General features: G+C 62.7%; 17 protein-coding genes. 9 read left to right on the top strand and 8 right to left on the bottom strand.

What is annotated here, in order from left to right:
• The first annotated feature begins 2 nt into the window (after window positions 1-2).
• Window positions 3-941, top strand: a complete 939-nt coding sequence (locus A0O30_RS20705; RefSeq protein WP_105947803.1) for a FecR domain-containing protein — start codon at window positions 3-5, stop codon at window positions 939-941.
• 78 nt (window positions 942-1019) lie between these two features.
• A complete protein-coding gene (locus A0O30_RS20700; protein WP_105947802.1) occupies window positions 1020-3419 on the top strand; it encodes a TonB-dependent siderophore receptor in 2400 nt (799 codons plus the stop codon).
• A gap of 47 nt (window positions 3420-3466) precedes the next feature.
• Here A0O30_RS20700 and A0O30_RS20695 read toward each other — a convergent pair whose 3' ends face one another.
• Window positions 3467-4474: a zinc-binding alcohol dehydrogenase family protein gene (locus tag A0O30_RS20695; protein ID WP_105947801.1), complete on the bottom strand. Its 1008-nt coding sequence runs from the start codon at window positions 4472-4474 to the stop codon at window positions 3467-3469.
• Window positions 4475-4609: 135 nt separating this feature from the next.
• Entirely contained in the window at window positions 4610-5404 is a 795-nt protein-coding gene (locus A0O30_RS20690; RefSeq protein ID WP_105947800.1) for an SDR family oxidoreductase, read from the bottom strand.
• A gap of 106 nt (window positions 5405-5510) precedes the next feature.
• Between A0O30_RS20690 and A0O30_RS20685 the strand changes: the two genes are divergently transcribed.
• The 6 genes from A0O30_RS20685 (at window position 5511) to A0O30_RS20660 (ending at window position 11450) form a co-directional block, all read left to right on the top strand.
• Window positions 5511-6452, top strand: a complete 942-nt coding sequence (locus tag A0O30_RS20685) for a GlxA family transcriptional regulator (protein ID WP_105947799.1) — start codon at window positions 5511-5513, stop codon at window positions 6450-6452.
• A 126-nt stretch (window positions 6453-6578) separates the two neighbouring features.
• Window positions 6579-7829 carry a dienelactone hydrolase family protein gene (locus A0O30_RS20680; RefSeq protein WP_105947798.1) on the top strand — a complete coding sequence of 417 codons (1251 nt, stop codon included), beginning with the start codon at window positions 6579-6581 and terminating at the stop codon, window positions 7827-7829.
• Between the two features lie 3 nt (window positions 7830-7832).
• Window positions 7833-8618: an SDR family oxidoreductase gene (locus A0O30_RS20675; protein WP_105947797.1), complete on the top strand. Its 786-nt coding sequence runs from the start codon at window positions 7833-7835 to the stop codon at window positions 8616-8618.
• A 78-nt stretch (window positions 8619-8696) separates the two neighbouring features.
• Window positions 8697-9935 carry a styrene monooxygenase/indole monooxygenase family protein gene (locus A0O30_RS20670; RefSeq protein ID WP_105947796.1) on the top strand — a complete coding sequence of 413 codons (1239 nt, stop codon included), beginning with the start codon at window positions 8697-8699 and terminating at the stop codon, window positions 9933-9935.
• A gap of 12 nt (window positions 9936-9947) precedes the next feature.
• The gene (locus A0O30_RS20665) at window positions 9948-10481 is read left to right on the top strand and encodes a flavin reductase family protein (protein WP_105947795.1); all 534 of its coding nucleotides are present in this window, start codon (window positions 9948-9950) and stop codon (window positions 10479-10481) included.
• Between the two features lie 36 nt (window positions 10482-10517).
• On the top strand, window positions 10518-11450 hold the full coding sequence (locus A0O30_RS20660; protein WP_060500041.1) for a transporter: 933 nt from the start codon (window positions 10518-10520) through the stop codon (window positions 11448-11450).
• Window positions 11451-11966: 516 nt separating this feature from the next.
• On the opposite strand, the gene antC is transcribed toward A0O30_RS20660, so the two are convergent.
• The 3 genes from antC to antA are packed head-to-tail and all read right to left on the bottom strand — an operon-like array spanning window position 11967 to window position 14886.
• On the bottom strand, window positions 11967-12998 hold the full coding sequence (gene antC, locus A0O30_RS20655) for an anthranilate 1,2-dioxygenase electron transfer component AntC (RefSeq protein ID WP_105947794.1): 1032 nt from the start codon (window positions 12996-12998) through the stop codon (window positions 11967-11969).
• A gap of 11 nt (window positions 12999-13009) precedes the next feature.
• Window positions 13010-13501, bottom strand: coding sequence for an anthranilate 1,2-dioxygenase small subunit (gene antB / locus A0O30_RS20650; protein ID WP_105947793.1), 492 nt, complete (start codon window positions 13499-13501; stop codon window positions 13010-13012).
• Window positions 13498-14886, bottom strand: a complete 1389-nt coding sequence (antA, locus tag A0O30_RS20645) for an anthranilate 1,2-dioxygenase large subunit (protein WP_177410300.1) — start codon at window positions 14884-14886, stop codon at window positions 13498-13500. The genes antB and antA overlap by 4 nt, the downstream gene beginning before the upstream one ends.
• Window positions 14887-15096: 210 nt before the next feature.
• Between antA and A0O30_RS20640 the strand changes: the two genes are divergently transcribed.
• Window positions 15097-16068 (top strand): AraC family transcriptional regulator, encoded by a 972-nt coding sequence (locus A0O30_RS20640; protein ID WP_105947792.1) that lies wholly within the window; start codon window positions 15097-15099, stop codon window positions 16066-16068.
• Between the two features lie 17 nt (window positions 16069-16085).
• On the opposite strand, the gene A0O30_RS20635 is transcribed toward A0O30_RS20640, so the two are convergent.
• The 3 genes from A0O30_RS20635 to A0O30_RS20625 all read right to left on the bottom strand — a co-directional run bounded on the left by A0O30_RS20635 (window position 16086) and on the right by A0O30_RS20625 (window position 19192).
• Window positions 16086-17111 (bottom strand): AraC family transcriptional regulator, encoded by a 1026-nt coding sequence (locus A0O30_RS20635; RefSeq protein ID WP_105947791.1) that lies wholly within the window; start codon window positions 17109-17111, stop codon window positions 16086-16088.
• A 235-nt stretch (window positions 17112-17346) separates the two neighbouring features.
• Window positions 17347-18705 (bottom strand): Na+/H+ antiporter NhaA, encoded by a 1359-nt coding sequence (nhaA, locus tag A0O30_RS20630; RefSeq protein ID WP_105947790.1) that lies wholly within the window; start codon window positions 18703-18705, stop codon window positions 17347-17349.
• A gap of 220 nt (window positions 18706-18925) precedes the next feature.
• Window positions 18926-19192 (bottom strand): DUF4880 domain-containing protein, encoded by a 267-nt coding sequence (locus A0O30_RS20625; RefSeq protein WP_105947789.1) that lies wholly within the window; start codon window positions 19190-19192, stop codon window positions 18926-18928.
• Window positions 19193-19409 lie beyond the last annotated feature (217 nt).

The following is a 19409-nucleotide window of genomic DNA, read 5'->3' as shown; positions in this document are numbered from 1 at the left end:
ACATGCCCAAGACTCGACTGCCACCGGCGGTGGCCGAGGCCATCGACTGGCTGGCGCTCCACCGTTCAGGGGCCATGAGCGCTGCAGATCGCCAGCGCTTCCAGCAATGGCTAAGCCTTGACCCGGACCATGCAGTGGCCTGGCAACGCCTTGAACAGCGCCTGGGCATGGCGTTCGCCGATATGCCGCCACTGGCTCGTCAGGTGCTCAGCACCGAGTCCGCCAGCCGGCGCCGGCTATTGCGTGGTGCCTTGGCGGTCGCCGGGGTGGGGGCTGGTGGCTGGTGGTTGCAGCGTCTTGGCTTGTTGCCCGTTGCGGGGAGTGACTTGCAGACCGGCCTGGCCGAGCGCAGGCCGTTCACCCTGGAGGACGGCAGCCTTGTGGTGCTTAATGCCCAGAGCCGTGCGGACGTCGCCTTCACCGCCCGCTCGCGCACGCTGTTCCTGCGTGAGGGGGCGTTGAGCATTCAGGTTGCCGCCGACCCGCAGCGGCCGCTGATCGTTGTCACCGCCTTTGGCGAGGTGCGCGCCTTGGGCACACGCTTTACCGTCAACCTGCGCGACCAGGCTGCCGACGTCTGGGTGCAGGAGTCGCGGGTGCAACTGTTGGCGCCGAACGGTGCCCGTCTGGAGCTGGGCAGCGGTCAGGGCGCTGTGTTGTCCAGTGCGGGGATTCGTGCGCTGGATCCTGCCCGTGCTGGCGAGGGGACTTGGGAAGACGGCTACCTGGAAGTTCACGACCAGCCGCTGAGCGCCGTTATCGATGCCCTGCGTCCGTATCACCGTGGCCTGTTGCGTATCAGCCCTGACGCTGCGGCATTGCGGGTATCGGGGGTGTTCCCGCTGGATGAAAGCGGGCAGGTCTTGCGCACACTGCAAGAAACCTTGCCTGTGCGCGTCGAGCGACGCTTCGGTTGGTGGACCGAGGTGACCCTTCACTGATTTTTTTCATCACCCCCTTAATAACAGAGCCACTCGCGTCACATAGCTGGCATCGACCACCTTCCGGGACCGTTGCCCATGTACCGAACACACCGTTTCAGCCTGACACCGCTGGCCTTCGCCCTGGCCTTGGGCACACTGCACGCTCCCACTGGCGCTGCGAGCGAGCCTGGTGGCCAACAGCACGTGCTTGCCTTCGACCTGCCGGCCGGCGCGCTGGATGCCACACTGACCGCCATCGCCCGGCAGAGCGGGCGCAGCATTTCCTATGACGCCTCGCTCACTCGCGGCCTGACGGCACCTGCACTACGTGGCCGCTTCAGTACCGAGCACGCCTTGCATCAGGCCCTGCAAGGCACTGCATTGCAGTTGAACGTTACGCCCGGCGGCGCACTGAGCATCGAGCCGCGTGCAAGCGATGCTGTGCACCTTGGCGCCATCAATGTGTCTGGCCAGGTGTACGAGCAGGATGCCTGGGGGCCGGCCTACAGCAAGGTCGCCCGACGCAGCGCGACCATGAGCAAGACCGATACGCCGCTGCTGGAGCTACCCCAGTCGGTGTCGGTGATCACGCGCGAGGAGATGGTGTCGCGTCAGCACGACAGCCTGGCGGATGTACTCGGCTATACCGCCGGCGTGGTGACCCAGCCCAATGGCTACAGCCGCGTGGCTGATGACTACCGGCTGCGCGGTTTTGACATTGGCCCGCGCACCGGAAGCGTGTTGCGCGATGGCATGAAGATGCAAAGCACACAGTTCGAAGGCGGCCAGGAGCCCTATGGCCTGGAACGCGTCGAGGTGCTTAAGGGCGCCTCGTCTGTGCTGTATGGCCAACTGGCGCCCGGTGGCTTGATCAATACCATCAGCAAGCGGCCGACCCTCACCCCGCTGCACGAGCTCAACCTGGAATATGGAAATCACCAGCGCCGGCAGATGTCCACCGACCACAGCGGCGCGCTGGATGAGCAAGGGCGCTTCAGTTACCGGCTGACCGCGCTGGTGCGCGACAGTGGTACGCAGTTCGACGAGATCGATGACGACAAGCAGTACATCGCGCCCGCGCTGGCCTGGCAAATGGACGACGACACCCGCCTGACGCTGCTGGCCAGCCACCAGCGCACGCAAACCACGCTGACCCCGCCAATCCGCTACGACCTGACCACCTTCAGCAACACGCCGGGCTACAAAGTGCCCTATGGCCTGTTCCCCGGCGAGCCAGGCTTCGACGACTACGATGGCACCCTGCAAACGTTCGGTTATCTGCTGGAAAGCCGGCTGAACGATAGCCTGCAATTGCACCATGCCACCCGTTATTTCGAATCGCGCAGCGACTATGACTACATCACCCTGAACAACAGCCGGGTTACCGGCGCGAACCTGAACAACCTGACCCGCAGCTACAACGTCCGTGAGGACATTTCCACGGGCTGGACCAGCGACAGCAACCTGACCCTCCAGCTTGCCCACGGCAACTGGCAGCACACGCTGCTCGGCGGCATCGATTACTACCGCAAGACCTACGACAGCCACCGGCACAGCGGCAGCGCGCCGACCCTGGACCTGGCCAATCCGGTTTATGGCAACCTGCCGACGGTGAACACCGCCGTCGACAGCGGTTCGGATTTGCACAGCACGCAAATGGGTGTCTACCTGCAAGAGCAGGCCAAGTTCGATGAGCGCTGGGTGGTCATGCTGGGGCTGCGCCAGGACTGGGCCGAGAACGACACACGCAACTACCGCGACGGCTCGCGTAGCACCGTCACCGACCGCAAGACCACCGGCCGTGTCGGCCTGGTGTACCTGGCGGACAATGGCTGGGCGCCCTATGTCAGCTACAGCCAGTCATTCTTGCCGTCCGCAGGCACCGACAGCAAGGGTGACACCTTCGAGCCTACCGAAGGCGAGCAGTACGAAGTCGGTGTGCGCTATCAGCCCGCCGACCGTGAGTTGCTGATCAGCGCTGCGGTGTATCAACTGACCCAGCGCAATGTGTTGACCTCGATCGCCGGCTCCGACTTCGACGAGCAAACCGGCAAGGAACGCAGTACGGGCTTCGAACTGGAAGCCAAGGCGCAGCTGACACCCGACCTGGCAATGAACGCCACCTACGCCTATACCGACGCGCACATCATTTCCGACAACGACAAGGCACTCGAAGGCTCGCGCATCGAAGGCACGCCGTACCACAGTGCCGCCTTGTGGCTGGACTACCGGCTGAGCGGGCTAGGGTTGCCCGACGTCAGCGTGGGCGCTGGCGCCCGCTACAACGGCACGACGCACACCGTGCCGAGCGTGAGCGACCGGAAGATCCCGGCCTATACCCTGTTCGATGCCCGCGTCACCTACCGGGTGAACGACCAATGGCAGGTGAGTGCTCGCGCCCAGAACCTGGCCAATGAGCGTTACCTGTATTGCGCCAACTCATGCCGCTATGGCGATGAACGCAGCGTGGTCGGCTCACTGAGTTACAACTGGTAGCGGTGCTGCCGGCCAGACTCGCACGGGGTGGCGCGCCTGGCGCGCAATCAGAAGCCTTCCAGCACAATCTTGCCGCGCGCTTTTCCACTTTCGACCATGGCGTGGGCGCGCTTGAGGTGCTCGGCGTTGATCGTACCGTAGTGTTCGCCAAGGGTGGTTTTGAGCACACCACTGTCGACCAGTTGCGAAACGCGATCGAGCAGTTGGTGCTGCTTGATCATGTCCTCGGTCTTGTACAGGGAACGCGTGAACATGAGTTCCCAGTGCAGCGACAGTGACTTGCGCTTGAGCGGCATGACATCCAGCTGCGCCGGGTCGTCGATCAACGCAAGCTTGCCTTGTGGGCGAAGCACTTCCACCAGTTGCGGCAGGTAGGTGTCGGTATGGGTGAGGCTGATCACGTAATCGACCGGGCCCAGCTTGAGCGCCTCCAACTGAAGCGGAATCGACTCGGCGTGATCGATCACATGATGGGCGCCCAGCGCCTTTACCCACGCCTGGGTTTCGGGCCTTGACGCTGTGCCGATGACGGTCAGCCGAGTGAGTTTGCTGGCAAGCTGGACCAGGATGGAGCCAACCCCGCCACCGGCACCGACCACCAGAAGGCGCTGGCCTTCGCCACCGTTTTCTTCAACGCCCAGGCGGTCGAACAGCAGCTCCCAGGCGGTAATGGACGTAAGGGGCAGGGCGGCGGCACTGGCATTGTCCAGGCTGCGAGGCTTGTGCCCGACGATGCGTTCATCCACCACATGCAGCTCGCTGTAGCTACCCGGGCGGTCAATGGCGCCGGCGTAGAAAACTTCATCGCCCGGTCGGAACAATGTGACCTCAGGCCCGACCTCGCGGACAACGCCGACAGCGTCCCAGCCCAGCACCTGTGGCTGGTCACCGCCGCGGCTTGCACGGATTTTAGTATCAACCGGGTTGACGGCAATGGCCCTGACTTCGACAAGCAGGTCCCGGGCACCGGGTGTGGGGGCGGGCAGTTCCGCGTCGTACAGCGATTGTGGGGCGTGGATCGGCAAACCGGGTTGGGTGTAAACGACGGCCTTCATTGGCGCTACCTCCAGGGTGGTCGAAAAGTGCATTCAGGCTAAGCGTTTCGATTTGCTCGAAAAATAGCCTGAATGCAGTAAGACTTTCTCGTCTTCAATGAAAATGAACGGTGCGGCTTGGGCTCATCTTGGTCACTAGGCCCTGTAGCGGGGCGCGAGCTGGTTGCTGGACAGTTGACCGAACAAGGCCTGGCGGCTGGCTTCGTAGTGCTCGAACGCTTGCAGGTCGTGCACCGAAGGCAGGGAGATCAGCACACCCTTGTCGAAGTCCTGCAGGGCGCCGTCCACCAGGTCCTCGGCCGACATCACGATGGCAGGGTCGAGGTTTTCGAGCGGCAAACCGCCTGTCTGCCAAAGGTCGGTAGCGGTGGCCCCGGGCAGTACTGCCTGGACCTGAACGCCTTTGCCTGCCAGCTCTTTGGCAAGCGCTTGCGTAAACGCGGTGACATAGGCCTTGCTGCCGCCGTAGACGCCGTTGAGCAGCTCCGGCGCCAGGCTGACGATGGACGAGATATTGATGACCGCGCCTTGCTTGCGAGCGACAAAGCCTGGCACCGCCGCGTAGGTGAGGCGGGTGAGGGCGGTGATGTTGAGGCTGATCATTTCGGCCATGCGCTCGACGTCACTTTCCAGCAGGCCGGTATGGGTACCGATACCCGCGTTGTTCACCAGCAGGCTGATACTGGCGTCTTCGCGCAGCTTGCGTTCGACCTTGGCGAGGTCGGCTGCGTTGGCCAGGTCGGCCGGGAACACTTCCACGTTCTGCCGGGTTTCGCTGGTGAGCCGGGCGGCCAATTCGTTAAGGCGTTCGCGGTTGCGTGCTACCAGCACCAGGTCATAGCCACGTCGGGCCAGATGGTCGGCGTAGATCGAGCCGATGCCGGTGGAGGCGCCCGTGATGAGCGCGGTGCCTTTGAATTGCTGCGTCATGGTGATGCTCCGGTGTTTGGGTGTGGCGTCATCATGCAGAATGTATTTTATGGCTTAAATGACGTATATGATACGTTTTCAGGACATCGCAAAGAGGGCTTCAATCATGCACCGGGTCGGCTACCTGATACCCGAAGGCTTCCAGGTCATGTCCCTGGCAACACAAACCGTATTCGAATTCGCCAATATCGTGGCGGGCGAAGCGGTTTACAGGATCGAGAATTTTTCCATCGGGGGTGGCACGGTGCGTTCTTCCCTGGGGATGCATATCGACACGTTGCCATTGAGCGCGCCGGGCCTGGCCGACACCTGGATGGTCGCCGGTACGCTGACCCCGCTCATGCCCCCCAGTGAAGAGGTACTCGCCAGCGTGCGTGGATTCGTCGACGGTGCGCGTCGCACCGCAGGCCTTTGTACCGGCTGCTTCGTGCTGGCGCAGGCCGGTGTGCTGGATGGCCGGCGCGCCACCACCCACTGGGCTTATGCAAACAAGCTGCGTGAGTTGCACCCGAAGATCGACGTCGAGGAAGACCGGATTTTCATTGTCGATGGGCCGGTATGGACGTCCGCCGGCATGACCGCCGCCCTGGACATGGCACTGGGCATGGTCGAAAAAGACCTGGGCACCGAGCTGGCAAGGTCGGTGGCGCACAAGATGGTCATGCACCAACGCCGCTCTGGTGGGCAATCCCAGCATTCCGAACTGTTATCGCTTTCGCCCAAGTCGGACCGTATCCAGAGCGCGCTGGAGTACGCCCGCAAACATCTCAGCCGCCCGTTGAGTGTGGAGGAACTTGCCGAGGTGGTGCACCTGAGCCCGAGGCAATTCACCCGTGTATTCACCGCTGAGACCGGTGAGTCACCCGCCAAGGCCGTTGAGCGCCTGCGGCTGGAGGCAGCCCGTTTGATGATCGAGCAGAGCCGGCACAGCCTGGATGTCGTAGCCAGAGAGACCGGGTTCAGGGACCGCCGGCATCTGCGAGAGGTGTTCATGCGTGGGTTTGGTGTGCCTCCACAGGCTGTGCGCAGGGATGCGCGACGGCGATGATGCAAGCCACTTGACTGCCCGGCCGAATTTCCCGCACTCAACGGATAATTCACGCACCTCCCGGACAGCCCTTTGGTTTCCAGCGCCTGAATATGTCTCCATCCCCCCGCGACTGGAGACATAACAATGAAGGGCCAATACATCACCCTCGCTGCCGATTCCGGCGAGCACTTCCAGGCCTACCTGGCCACGTCGATCGATGGCCGTGGCCCGGGCGTGGTGCTGTGCCAGGAAATCTTCGGTGTTAACGCGGCCATGCGCGAGGTGGCTGACCACCTGGCGCAAGAAGGCTATACGGTGCTGGTGCCAGACCTGTATTGGCGACAGGAGCCAGGCGTGGACCTGGGCTATACCGAAGCGGATTTTCAGCGTGCCTTCGCCCTGTATCAGGCATTCGACGAGGCACTGGGTGTACGCGATATCGCCGCCAGCCTGCGGCATCTGCGCAGCATGGAGGCTTGCAGCGCGGATGGCCTCGGTGTGGTCGGCTATTGCCTCGGCGGCAAGCTGGCCTATCTGGCGGCGTGCCGCTTGCCCGAAGTGGCCTGCGCCGTGGGTTACTACGGTGTGGGTATCGAGAACGCGCTGCATGAACTGGAAGGCCTGACAGGCCGGCTGGTGCTGCATTTTGCCGAACAGGATCAGTTCTGCCAGGCCGATGCCCGCGACGCAATCATCCGCGCACTGCATCAGAAACCCGGCACCGAGGCCTATGTCTATCCTGGTGTCGACCATGCGTTCGCCCGCCCCGCAAGCGACCACTACCACAAACCCTCGGCCTTGCTCGCCCATGAACGCAGCATCGCAGCGCTGCGCCGTACCATCGGGCCGGACTACAACCTGTCGGCGCTGTGGGATGAACATGTCCGCCACGAATTCGATACCCGCGACGTGCCGGCGACCATGGCAACCATGGTTCCGCAGCCTTACGTCAACCATATCCCGACCATGACCGGTGGTGTCGGCTATCGCGAGCTTGCGCGGTTCTACCGTTACCACTTCGTGCATGGCAACCCGAAGGACATGGCACTGACGCCGATCTCGCGCACTGTCGGTGCGTCGCAGATCGTCGACGAGTTCATCATGAGCTTCACCCACGATCAGGAAATCGACTGGATGCTGCCGGGCGTGGCACCCACAGGGCGGTTTGTCGAGATCCCGATGCTAGGTGTAGTCAAGTTCCGCGGGCCGAAGCTCTACCACGAACATATCTACTGGGACCAGGCCAGCGTACTGGTGCAAATCGGCTTGCTCGACCCCAGCGGCCTACCGGTGGCCGGTGTGCAGACTGCGCACAAACTGCTCGACGAGACGCTGCCGTCCAACACCCTGATGCCGGGTTGGGCCAGTAGCGCCAACCTGCCGATCGAGGGTTGAGCCATGAACATGAACCTGGCAGGTAAGGTGGCGGTGATCAGTGGCGGTGCGACCCTGATCGGGGCGGCGGTGGCCGAGGTATTGGTGGCTGCGGGGGCACGGGTGGCACTGTTGGATATCGACCCGAAAGGTGCCGAGGTGGCGTCAAGTCTTGCTGAGGCAGGCCTGTTTGTGCCGCTGGACCTGACAGACGATGCGGCCATCGAGCAGGCGGTCGGCACAGTGAAGCAGTGCTGGGGCCGGGTCGACATGGTGATCAACCTGGCTTGCAGCTACCTCGACCAAGGGTTGGCTTCTGACCGGGCAGAGTGGCTGCGGGCCCTGGACATCAACCTGGTGTCGGCGGTGCAGCTGGTGCGTGCACTGCACGACGAGCTGAGGGCCAACAGCGGGGTGGTGGTCAACTTTGCCTCGATTTCCGCTGGCTGCGCGCAGACCGGGCGCTGGCTGTACCCGGTGTCCAAGGCGGCCATCAAGCAGTTGACCCGCTGCATGGCCATGGACCTGGCCGGCGACGGCATCCGTGTCAATTCGGTGTCGCCGGGCTGGACCTGGTCGCGGGTCATCGCCGAGGTCAGCGGCGGTGATCGCAACAAGGCCGACCAGGTGGCCGCCGACTATCACCTGCTGGGGCGCCTTGGTGACCCCGCCGAGGTGGCCCAGGTGGTGGCCTTCCTTTGCTCGCCAGCGGCCAGTTTCGTCACAGGCGCCGACTATGCGGTGGACGGTGGCTACTCGGTGATGGGGCCGGAGCGCAATGTTCCGGCCATTCCAAGGCTGGCCGAATAAGGCTGGCGAAAGCGTGTTTCCAGCGCGCACCAAGCGCGCTGTTTTCCACAAAAACAATCCTACAACGGGAGTTACTCCATGCGTCGCATCGCTATCGTCGGGGCCGGCCAGGCCGGCCTGCAACTGGGGCTCGGGCTGCTTGCCCAGGGCTACCAGGTAAGCATTACCACCAACCGCACCGCTGAACAGATCCGTACCGGCAAGGTGATGTCCAGCCAGTGCATGTTCAACACCGCCTTGCAGACCGAACGGGACCTGGGCCTCAACTTCTGGGAAGAACAATGCCCCGCCGTGGAAGGCATCGGCCTCAGCGTACCGCACCCTGAACAGCCGGGCAGCAAGGCGATTGACTGGAGTGCGCGCCTCGAACGCTACGCCCAGGCTGTGGACCAGCGCCTGAAGATGCCGGTGTGGATGGATGAGTTCGTCCGCCGTGGCGGCGAGTTGACCATCCAGGACGTCGGCGTCAAAGAGCTGGAAGCGTTGGCTGTCAGCCACGACCTGGTGCTGCTGGCGGCGGGCAAGGGCGAGATCGTCAACCTGTTCCCCAAGGATGCCGAGCGCACCTGCTTCAGCCAGCCGCAGCGGGCGTTGGCGCTGACCTATGTGAAAGGCATGACGCCGATGTCGCCCTATTCGCGGGTGGCCTTCAACCTGATCCCCGGCGTAGGCGAGTACTTCGTGTTCCCGGCGCTGACCTTGAGCGGGCCGTGCGAAATCATGGTGTTCGAAGGCGTGCCTGGCGGCCCGATGGACTGCTGGCAAGACGTGCAGAGCCCCGAGCAGCATTTGCAGCGCAGCCTGGAAATTGTTCGTCGCTATGTGCCTTGGGAGGCCGAGCGTTGCCGCAATGTAGAGCTGACCGATGCGGGTGGTGTGCTGGCCGGACGTTTTACGCCGATGGTGCGCAAGCCGGTGCTGGAGCTGCCGTCAGGCCTGCCGGTGTTCGGCATGGCCGATGCCCTGGTGGTCAACGACCCGATTACCGGCCAGGGCTCCAACAACGCTGCCAAGTGCAGCAAGGTCTACCTCGATGCCATCGTTGCCCACGGCGACCAGGCGTTCACCCCGCAATGGATGGTGCAGACCTTCGAGCGTTACTGGGACTACGCCCAGCATGTAGTCGGCTGGACCAACAGCATGCTGCTGCCGCCCCCCGAGCACCTGCTGAAACTGCTCGGCGCCGCCGGCAAGTCGCAGGCGCTGGCCTCGATCATCGCCAACAACTTCGACGACCCACGGCAATTTGCCCCCTGGTGGTTCGATGCCCAGGCCTGCCAGGCCTTCGTTGACAAGCTGTGCCAGCAGGCAGCCTGAGGAGCCATGAGCATGAATGCAATGCATTTGCCTGACAATCTGATCGCCGCCGACAGCAGCGAGCCACGGGCCCTGCGCAACCTGCTTGGGCAGTTCGCCACGGGGGTTACGGTGGTCACCACCCGGGGTAGCGACGGTCGCAAGGTGGGGATGACCGCCAATTCGTTTTCCTCGGTGTCGCTGGAGCCGCCGCTGGTGCTCTGGAGCCTGGCGCGCACGGCGCCGAGTGTGAGCGACTTCCTGGCCGCCAGCCATTTCGCCATCAATGTGCTGGGCAGCGACCAGCACGGTTTGTCCGGGCACTTTGCGCGGCCCTCGTCAGACAAGTTCGCTGGCATCGAGCATGTCGAGGCCACCGCCGGCGTGCCGCTGCTCGACGGTGCCATCGCCACCCTGGTGTGCCGCAACGTCACCCAGTACGAGGGCGGCGATCACCTGATCTTCCTCGGTGAAATCGAGCACTACCGATACAGCGGCGGAGAACCGCTGGTCTTCCATGCCGGGCAGTACCGGGTCGCCGTCGCGCACCCCGAACTCGGCCGTTGAGTCTCCTGCCACCAAAAACAACATTCGGAGCCTTGCATGAATAACATCCGTTACCTGGCCTGCGCCCTTGCGCTGGGCAGTGGTGCGGCCCAAGCGTATGACCTGCCGGTGGTCAACCTGGGCCTGACCAGCTTTCTCGACGGCGGCCTGCCGGCGGGGCCGGGCTGGTACCTGCAACAGTACTTCCAGAACTACAGCGCGAACCGGCTGGTAGACAAGAACGGCGACAAGCTGGGCTTGCCGAAGACCCAGCTGGACTATCAGGTGGCGGTGACGCAGGTCAGCTACCTGTCTGAGCTGCGCGTTGGCAACGCCAGCCTGGGCCTGAACACGGTGTTGCCTATCGTCACCCGGATGAAAGTCGATGACGGTTTGAACAACGCGGCCCTGAAGGACCAGGGCGGGGTGGGTGACTGGCTGATCGGGCCGTTCATCCAGTTCGACCCGATCATGGGGCCGGACGGCCCACGCTTTGTCCACCGCATCGAATTGCAGGTCAACCTGCCCACCGGCGAGTACAGCGACAAGAAGGACATCAACCCCGGCAACAATGCGGTTTCTTTCAACCCCTATTGGGCGGCGACCTATTGGTTCACCCCCGACTGGACCGCCTCGGTGCGTGCGCATTACCTCTACAACTTCAAGAACCACGACCCCAACTACGGCTTTGGCGATGCCGACGATATTCAGGCTGGCCAGGCGCTGCACGCCAACTTCGCTACCGAGTATGCGGTCACCCCGCAACTGCGCCTGGGCATCAACGGGTACTGGCTCAAGCAGATCAGTGACACCCGGGTAGATGGCCATGAAGTCTCTGGGCGCCGGGAAAAGGTCTGGGCAATCGGGCCGGGTGCGATGTACAGCTTTTCCAAGGACGATCACCTCGTGTTCAACGCCTATTTCGAGCAGGACGTGGAAAACCGCCCGGACGGCTCGCGGTTGCAGGTGCGCTATATCCACCACTTCTGATCGAGGCGGCGTGCGCGCCTTGACGTGATTTTGGCCTGCCCTTGTGGCAGGCTTTTTTGTGGTTTGTTGTGCATTACCTGTGCTTGCAACTGTCTTGCACAAAATCTGAAAGCTGGCGCGATCGGTGTGGGAGCGGGCTTGCCCCAATGCCAGTCAGTTAAGCCAATCGGGGCTGCTGCGCAGCCCATCGCCGGCAAGCCAGCTCCCACACCGACCGCATCGCACTCAAGCCATGCGCTGTACCTGTGGGAGCCTGGCTTGCCGGCGATGGGCCGCAAAGCGGCCCCAATAACCTCAACTGACTGGCATTAGGTCGTACACCCGCGAACACTGGCGGAGCCGGTGCCATCCTCTGCGCTGCTTGCTCCCACAGGGGCCCTGCTAACTCGATGAGTGATGTGTTCTGCCAGCTAGCAGAAGGATGTACAGGACCTGTCACAGAATGTACTGAGCCCGGGCATTCCAAGAAATGCCCAGGCTCATTGTGTCTACCTCTGTTGTGCCGTTATTTCAGGGTTAGCGCCGGCTGGCGCTTTGCAGGAACTTCTCGGCGTAAACCTGCACCCCGGCCGGGGCCTGCTCGGCGACCCAGCTCTTCACGGCTTCGACCATGGGGGGCGGGCCGCACAGGTACATGTCGAACGGCGTGGCAACCAGTCGCTCACGGTCGAAGTGCTCGTGAATGTAACCGCGCCTCCCGCTCCAGCTGGCGCCGGGCTGGCTGACCACGGGGGTGAACTCAAAGCCGGGAATGCGCTCGCGCAGGGCCTCCAGACGCGCGGTTTCGCACAGGTCGGCTTCCTGGTTGACGCCGTAGAACAGTTGGATCGGGTAGCCGCAGTCACCACGCTCGGCAATCTCGTCGAGCATGCCGAGGAACGCCGACAGGCCAGTGCCGCCCGCCACCATCACCAACGGCCGTTCCACCTGACGCAGGTAGAAACTGCCCAGCGGCGCCTCCAGCAGCATTTCCATGCCGGGCGTGCAGTGCTCGCGCAGGAAGTTGCTCATCACACCGTCTGGCAGCAGGCGAATCAGGAACTGCAGCTGGTTGCCAGGGTTTGGCCGGTTGGCGAATGAGTAGGCACGGCATTGATCGGTGCCGGGCACTTGCAAGCGGGCATACTGGCCGGGCAGGAAGTGCAGGGTGTCTGGCTGCTCGCTGGCATCCAGGTGCAGGATGGCGGTGCTGGCCGATACCAGCTCCACATCGGTTACGCGGCTGCGCAGCAGCAGGGGTTCTCCAGCATGGCAATGGCTGGAATCGTGGTCGAAGTAGAAGGTGGCATCGGACTGCACGCGGGTCTGGCAGGCCAGTACCTTGCGTTGGGCCAGGTCGTGGGCACTCAGGGCCTCGTCGTCGACGTAGTCCTGCTCATAGCGACCGGCCTCGCAGCGGCCCTGGCAGGTGCCGCAGACGCCTTCGCGGCAGTCCAGCGGCAGGCTGATGCCTTGGCGCAGTGCAGCGTCGAGCAGCAGTTCGCCGGGCTTGACGGCAATGAAGAAGGTCTTGCCGTCGGCGAAGCTGAGGGCAACGTTATGGGTCATGCTGGCGGCCCTCAGAGGTGGTAGAAGTCGAGCACGGAATCGATGGTGTCGTTGAGCAGCAGTACATGCTTGCGGCGAATGCGGAATGTCTCGCCGGCCTGTCGCAGGCGATAGGTGCAGTGGCCGAAGAAACTGCTCTGCTGGCCCTGACGGGTGTACAGGGTGTGCCAGGCCACGCGTGCTTCGAACTCGTTGTCGCCCAGCGTACGCAGCCGCAGGTTGCTGACCTGATGCAAGGTGCGAGGTAGCGGCGTGGAAGCTGCGGACTTGCCCGTGCGCAGGCGGAATACCCGGTCTTCCAGGCCGGAGCGGTCGGCGTAGTAGATGTAGGACAGGCCCTGGTCCGGGTCTTCTACATAGCGGTGCTCGCTGATCCACTGCGGCAGGTGGAATTCGCTGTCTGCATCGAACAGTTCCAGATAGGCGTCCCAGTCCTGGGCGTCGCAGAGTTCGGCCTTGCGGATCAGGAATTGTTCGATGGCGTAGTGCTGGGAGATGTTCATGCCTGAACCTCCTTGAGTTGCAGCGCACGGCGGGCCAGGCCTTCGAGCAGCAGGCGCTGCCAGGTGCCGTGCTGGTTGACGTAGAGCCCTTCGTGGGTGAATTCGCGGCCGGTCAGCACCGGTTGAATGCCCAGCGCCTCGCTGTTGGGCGTGGGGCCGTCTGCCCAGCGGTGATGGCCTCGTGAGATGTCGCTCCAGCGCTCCAGGCGGGCCTGGAAACCGCGCTGCTGCTCGCGGAACTCCACCAGGTCGTCTGGCGTGCCCATGCCCGAGACGTTGAAGAAGTCCTCGAACTGGCGAATACGGTTGCGCCTGTCGGCAGCGGACTCGCCCTTGACCCCAATGCACTGGCTGATGACCTCGGTCTTGTTCCAGGCCACCGGGCGGACGATGCGCAGCTGCGAGCTGATCTGGTCCATGAAGAACAGGCTCGGGTAGATATTGAGGTTGCGCAGGCGGTGCATCATCCATTCGGCACGAGTCTGCCCGTATTCCTCGACCAGTCGTGGCATGACGCTGGCGTAGCCGGGGCGTACGGCGGGGTTGGGCATGTCGCTGAACAGCAGGCTGTGGCCGTTGTGGAAGGTAAACCAGCCGTCGTCGGTCTCGGCATCACCGGCGCCCAGCTTGCTGTAGTCCAGGGTGCTGCCGCTGCCGCCTTTTTCCGCGTTGACCTGCTGGCGGTGCTGCACGGTAGACACGTAGTTGTAGTGCACGGTGGACACGTGATAACCGTCCAGGCCGTTCTCGTTCTGCAGCTTCCAGTTGCCGTCGTAGGTGTAGGTCGATTTGCCGGGTAGCACTTCGAGTTCGCCGGTGGGCGACTGGGCGACCATCATGTCGAAGAAGATCCGTGCATCACCCAGGAAGTCTTCCAGCGAGTCGTTGGCGTTGCTGTCGAGGCTGATGAAGACAAAGCCCTTGTAGCTCTGGATACGCGCCTTGCGCAGGCCTCGCGTGGCCTTGTCGAAACCTTCCGGGTATTCGCCGGGGGCCTTGACCTTGACCAGCCGGCCATCGCTTTTGTAGCACCAGGCGTGGAACGGGCAGGTGAAGGTGGACTGGTTGCCCGAGCCTTGGCGGGTGAGGGTGGCGCCGCGGTGCTGGCAGGCATTGATCAGCGCATGCAGCTCGCCGTTGCCGTCACGGGTGATGATCATCGGCTGGCGACCGGCGCGCAGGGTGATGAAGTCGTTGGGCTTGGCGATTTCACTTTCGTGGCAGGCGTAGATCCACTGCTTCTCGAAAATCAGCTCCATCTCCAGGTCGAACAGCTCTGGCTCGGTGAAGATATCGCGGGCGACGCGATAGACCCCCTCGACGGGGCGAAAGTCCAGGCAACCCTGGACGTAGGTTTGCCATTGGGTCAGGCTGCGGGCGCTCATCAGGCGTGTCCTCATTGTTGGGGTTGTGTGCACGATTGAAGCGCTGGCAGCACATTCGCTCTAGCCACTTAATGGGCGTTGATCAGCCATTTTTTCCGGCGTTGCAGTGCGTGGATGACACGGTTGCAAATAGCTGCAGAAAATGGATAGTGGCGAGGCCGCACTGCGCCGGACAATCGAGCCAGACCATTGTTTTGACGGGAGATGCCCATGCACAGCGTCGCTGCCACGCTGCACAATCGCTGTGCCGAACTGGGCCTGGCCCAGCAATGGATGAGCGAGATCTGTGGCCCGCACCAGTTGCGCTCCCGGCACCCGGAGCAGCTGTGCTTCAGCCACCTGGGTACGCGCCTGCCGGCGTTGGGCACGGTGCTTGGGCGTATCGCCTACGGCACGGAGGTGAACATCGATATCCGCTCCCTCGACGCCTACAGCATCAGCCTGCCACTGCGCGGCCGGCAGCGCCTGCGCAGCGGGCGGGCCCAGGTGCGATCCGACGCAGCATGCGGCCTGGTGGTGTCACCCCTCGAATCCCATTCGCTGGAGCTGGGAGGGGACTGCGAGAAACTTCAGGTGGTGATCCGCCGGCAGGCGCTTGAGGAAGTGGCCGAAGCCTTGTTGCAGCGGCCGCTGGCCGAGCCAATCCGTTTTCGTGCAGAAATGGATACCGGCTGCACGGCGGTGGCAGCCTGGTGGTTGAGCATCCGCCAAGTGCTGGAGCACTGGCCGCAGATGAGCGCGCTGTATGGGCAGCCGCGGTTGGCGCGTGATATGGAATGCCTGCTGATTCGCGGCCTGCTGCTGGCCCAGCCGAGCAACTATTCGGCGGAGCTGGAGCCGGGCGCAATGGAGCGCGTTCCAGAGTATCTGGTGCGTGCCCGCCAGTTTCTTCACCAGCATGCCCGTGAAACCTTGCGCCTGGATGATCTGGAGCAGGTCGCGGGGGTGTCGCGGGAAAAACTCTACGAGGCTTTTCGCCGCCATCATGGGCTGACACCCATGGCCTACCTGAAGCATCATCGGTTGGCAGCGGCGCGCAGTGCGCTGTTGAATGGCGGAGCCTCGGCCAGTGTCTCCAGTGTGGCGCTGGAGTGGGGCTTCAGTCATCTGGGTCGCTTTGCCAGCGATTATCGCAAGGCGTTCGGTGAGTCGCCATCCGCTACACTGGCGCGATTGCGCTGAGGCAACCGCGCCATCCCTCAGGATGCCCGAAACCGTCGGGTCGCCGAGGGCAGTTCCCCATAGCGACGTTTGTACTCCTGAGCGAACCGCCCCAAGTGGGCGAAACCCCATTTGAACGCCACATCGGTCACTGAAGCTTGCTCGTTGCGGGTCAGTTCCTCATGCACCTGCTCCAGGCGCAGCTCGCGCAGGTAGGCCATCGGGCTGGTATTGCGGAAGGTGCGAAAGCCCGCGAACAAGGTGCGCACACTGACGCCAGCCTGTTCGGCCAGCGACTCGACGCTGAGCGGCTCGTGCAGGTGCTCTCGGATAAAGGCCTCGGTGCGCTTGATGAAGTAGGGCGAGACAGTGCTTTCTGCCGGGCGGTCGAGGTTGTCCAGCGCACTGTGGGGCTGGCCATACAGCAGCGAATTGAGCAGTGCCGATTCAAATTGCTTGAGCACCAGCGGTTGGTGCAGCGGGTGCTCCGGGCTGCCGATGGCGGTGACCAGGGTGTTGAGCAGTTGCAGGAAATAGGCGGCGCCCGGGCGCGAGAAGTCCAGGCGCGGGTCGAAACGCGGCAGGCGCTGGCTGGCCTGGGGGATGTGCTGGCGGCAGTGGTAGGCCATGTCGGCCTGTTCGATGCGCAGTGTCAGTTGCGGCGCACCACCTTGCCAACGCATGCGCGCTGGCAGGCTGGGTGACAGCAGCGAGGCCACCAAGGGAGAGGATTCGAACTCCAGGCCTTCGCAGCGGATGGTTGCGCCGCCGTGGATGGGGATCTGGACCAGGTAGAAATCCTCAAGCCGCCCGGGGTCGATATTGACCTCCGTCGCATACTCCAGGCGCCCCAGCGACAGGCCCCCACGGACCACATGGTGCATGCTTGCCGCTACCGTCTCGCCGGTGCGTACGGCGGACAGTTCATGGGGTTTGAATATCCGCCCGACACTGCTGCGCACGTTGTCCAGGTCGTAATGCAGGAATAACTGGTTCTGTTCGGTGAACAGTTGCAACTCACTGAAGCATTCACCACTCGCAAGGCTTGTATCGTTGATGATCATTGTCACCTCTCGTTACACAGGCAATCATGGCTGCACCGTTCTGGCCCGAGGGGTCTGCAGTTACCGGAGGGTGGTTGCAGTATTCGGATAACGCCAAAGCGGCAGTGTGATTGTGGGTACCGATCACCGTCGGCTTGCCAGTTGTGTAGCAAGGAGCAGACCAACTTGTCGGTTGCTGTAACGAGCCAGAAATGCGGGCCGCTGAGATTCAGCGCGGCCCGCGAACGGTGCCGTGCTAGCTGGCGTTCAGTGGCTTGGCACTGGCGGCTTTTCTAACACTGACTGCGCCCCACAGCAGCCCGACGGTGGCAGCAATGAGCGACCCGGTAAGGATGCCGAGCTTGGCTGCACCCAGTGCGCTTGGGTCGACAAAGGCAAGGTTGGCAATAAAGATCGACATGGTGAAACCGATACCTGCCAGCAAGCCGATCAAGGTAATGCCACTCCAGGTGACACCCTTGGGCAGCTCACACCAACCCAGGCGCACCATTAGCCAGCTGATGCCGACGATGCCCAAGGGCTTGCCCAGGACAAGTGCCAGGGTGACAGCGAGCATGACGTGGTATGGCCCTTGGGAAGACAGGTCTACCCCAGACAGCCCGACCCCGGCATTGGCCAGCGCGAACAGGGGCATTATCACGAAAGCGACCCAGGGGTGCAGTGCACTCTGGACCCGCACCACAGGCGGTACCATTTCACGTTGGGCAAACCGCAGGCGTTTCAGTGGGTCAATCAGGTTGCTGCTGTCCTGCTCTGGCGCTTTTGCGCTGCCGAACAGGTCGTTGGAAAACCGTTTGACGGCATCCACAGGGCGCTCACCCATGGGCGCTGAGCGAACGGGTGTCATGAGCCCAAGCACCACACCCGCCAGTGTGGGGTGGGCGCCGGTCATCAGCACGCCGAGCCAGGTAATTGCGCCCGGAATCACGTAAGCGTAGGCCGAGCCAACGCCGATCTTCTGCAGCCCGACAACCAGCAGGATGCCGATGATGGCAACACCAAAGCCTGCGTAGTCCAGGCCGCCCGAATAGAAGATGGCAATGATCAGCACCGCGATGATGTCGTCGATGATCGCAAGTGCCAGCAAGAAGATACGCACGTTGGACGGGATCGATTTGCCAAGCAAGGCGAGCACGCCAACCGCGAAGGCGATGTCGGTCGCCGTGGGGACTGCCCAGCCGTTCTGTTCTTGTGGTGCATGAGCGAACGCCAGGTAGATCAGGGCAGGTACAACCACGCCGCCAACGGCTGCCGCCATGGGGAGGGTGGCTTGGCGCAGGCTTGCCAGCGCGCCTTCGTGGATTTCCCGGCGGATCTCCATGCCGACCACCAGGAAGAAGATGGTCATCAGGCCATCATTGATCCAGAAGTGCAGGGATTGCGAGAAGACCATCGAACCCACACCGAACGTGAGCGGTGTGTGCCAGAGCGCATCATAGCTATCAGCGAGTGAAGAGTTTGCCCAAGCGAGTGCAGCCAGGGCGGCGATGAGCAGTACGAAACCACTCACGGCCTCGACATGCAGGAAGCGCTCAAGCGTGGCGAACGCACGACAGGCCAGTTGTTGGGCAAGGGGGATTCGAATTTTTTGCATAGGCGCAAGTAACCCCGCAAGGCGGCCCGACCTGCGCTGTTCTTTAACCTGCGTTGCTGCGTTATGCAGCTAGCACCCGGGGTGAAGTCTACCATCCAAACGCGGTTTTGCGGTGATGGGTTGTGACGCTGCATTGCGCAGCTCAGGAGCAGGGTTACCGGCCTGATGTGCGGAGCAGAATCGCCGCGGTGCTGAGGATCACGCAGCACTGTGGGGCACGCTACATGTCTAGCGTACCTTCCTCGCGAGCCGCGGAGAGGGTGAGCAGTTTTTTTGCACGGGTGGGGCAATCGGCCAACTTTTCGCTGAGGTCCCAGATTTCCAGCATTTTGGCGTATTCGAAGGTATGCAGCGGATCTGCCTGTAGCCAACGCTCGAAGGCTGCATGGTCTTCGGCGCTGCACGCCTCATCATGTATGCGCAGGCACCAAGAGGCGGCCTCGGTGATGACAGTGTCATGTGACTGAGCAGGAGAGGGCGATTTCATCTTCAGCTACCTCAGGGACCGGACCGACACCATAAGGAAGCAATTGCCAAAAAAACGTTAAAAAAACATCAATCATTTCAACGCTATGGCGTTTAAACATAGCGGCGGCAGCCTTCACTCGTCCAGATTAGTCCTTGGGCCCTGGCTGGTTCGGATGGTGCTCGATGACCGCGCACTTTCCTTGAAACGTGCAAACAACGCATCGAATCAGGCAATA

It is taken from the genome of Pseudomonas sp. LLC-1, from assembly GCF_002992185.1.
GTDB lineage: Bacteria > Pseudomonadota > Gammaproteobacteria > Pseudomonadales > Pseudomonadaceae > Aquipseudomonas > Aquipseudomonas monteilii.
Note: the sequence above shows the minus strand (reverse complement) of the source record. Positions and strands in the feature narration are given on the sequence as shown.

What these genes read in the sequence shown, in the direction of transcription:
- A0O30_RS20705 (WP_105947803.1), top strand. Translation starts at nt 3, where the DNA reads ATGCCCAAGACTCGACTGCCACCGGCGGTGGCCGAGGCCATCGACTGG.
- A0O30_RS20700 (WP_105947802.1), top strand. Translation starts at nt 1,020, where the DNA reads ATGTACCGAACACACCGTTTCAGCCTGACACCGCTGGCCTTCGCCCTG.
- A0O30_RS20695 (WP_105947801.1), bottom strand. Translation starts at nt 4,474, where the DNA reads ATGAAGGCCGTCGTTTACACCCAACCCGGTTTGCCGATCCACGCCCCA.
- A0O30_RS20690 (WP_105947800.1), bottom strand. Translation starts at nt 5,404, where the DNA reads ATGACGCAGCAATTCAAAGGCACCGCGCTCATCACGGGCGCCTCCACC.
- A0O30_RS20685 (WP_105947799.1), top strand. Translation starts at nt 5,511, where the DNA reads ATGCACCGGGTCGGCTACCTGATACCCGAAGGCTTCCAGGTCATGTCC.
- A0O30_RS20680 (WP_105947798.1), top strand. Translation starts at nt 6,579, where the DNA reads ATGAAGGGCCAATACATCACCCTCGCTGCCGATTCCGGCGAGCACTTC.
- A0O30_RS20675 (WP_105947797.1), top strand. Translation starts at nt 7,833, where the DNA reads ATGAACATGAACCTGGCAGGTAAGGTGGCGGTGATCAGTGGCGGTGCG.
- A0O30_RS20670 (WP_105947796.1), top strand. Translation starts at nt 8,697, where the DNA reads ATGCGTCGCATCGCTATCGTCGGGGCCGGCCAGGCCGGCCTGCAACTG.
- A0O30_RS20665 (WP_105947795.1), top strand. Translation starts at nt 9,948, where the DNA reads ATGAATGCAATGCATTTGCCTGACAATCTGATCGCCGCCGACAGCAGC.
- A0O30_RS20660 (WP_060500041.1), top strand. Translation starts at nt 10,518, where the DNA reads ATGAATAACATCCGTTACCTGGCCTGCGCCCTTGCGCTGGGCAGTGGT.
- antC (WP_105947794.1), bottom strand. Translation starts at nt 12,998, where the DNA reads ATGACCCATAACGTTGCCCTCAGCTTCGCCGACGGCAAGACCTTCTTC.
- antB (WP_105947793.1), bottom strand. Translation starts at nt 13,501, where the DNA reads ATGAACATCTCCCAGCACTACGCCATCGAACAATTCCTGATCCGCAAG.
- antA (WP_177410300.1), bottom strand. Translation starts at nt 14,886, where the DNA reads ATGAGCGCCCGCAGCCTGACCCAATGGCAAACCTACGTCCAGGGTTGC.
- A0O30_RS20640 (WP_105947792.1), top strand. Translation starts at nt 15,097, where the DNA reads ATGCACAGCGTCGCTGCCACGCTGCACAATCGCTGTGCCGAACTGGGC.
- A0O30_RS20635 (WP_105947791.1), bottom strand. Translation starts at nt 17,111, where the DNA reads ATGATCATCAACGATACAAGCCTTGCGAGTGGTGAATGCTTCAGTGAG.
- nhaA (WP_105947790.1), bottom strand. Translation starts at nt 18,705, where the DNA reads ATGCAAAAAATTCGAATCCCCCTTGCCCAACAACTGGCCTGTCGTGCG.
- A0O30_RS20625 (WP_105947789.1), bottom strand. Translation starts at nt 19,192, where the DNA reads ATGAAATCGCCCTCTCCTGCTCAGTCACATGACACTGTCATCACCGAG.